Here is a 381-nt window from a genome sequence, read left to right as displayed (position 1 = left end):
GATTTGGGCATCGATTCGATCAAGCGGGTGCAGATTCTGGGGGCGTTGCAGGAGTCGTATCCGGTGTCGGAGGACGTCGATCCGGAGGTGCTCGCGGAGTTGCGGACGCTGGACGATATCGCCGGCTTCCTGGCTTCCACTGTGTCCGTCGAGTCTGCCCCGCAGCCCGCCCCTGCCCAGCCCCAGCCCGAGCCCGAGCCCGAGCCCGAGTCCGAGTCCGAGCCCGTGCCTGTGCCTGTGCCTGTGTCTGTGTCGGCCGCCAACTCGGCTGTTGCCGCTGGGGTGATGGTGGCGTTGATGGGTGCGGTGGCGGAGAAGACGGGTTATCCGGTGGAGATGTTGGAGCCGGGTATGGATGTCGAGGCTGATTTGGGCATCGAT

General features: G+C 65.6%; 1 protein-coding gene. It reads left to right on the top strand.

All coding sequences use genetic code 11. The features are described from left to right. A partial coding sequence (locus IH68_RS57595; protein ID WP_037886731.1) for a phosphopantetheine-binding protein occupies nt 1-381 on the top strand: 381 nt, incomplete at both ends.

The sequence above is a fragment of the Streptomyces sp. NRRL S-646 genome (genome assembly GCF_000720765.1).
Taxonomy (GTDB): domain Bacteria; phylum Actinomycetota; class Actinomycetes; order Streptomycetales; family Streptomycetaceae; genus Streptomyces.
This window is presented reverse-complemented; position numbering and strand designations above follow the sequence as displayed.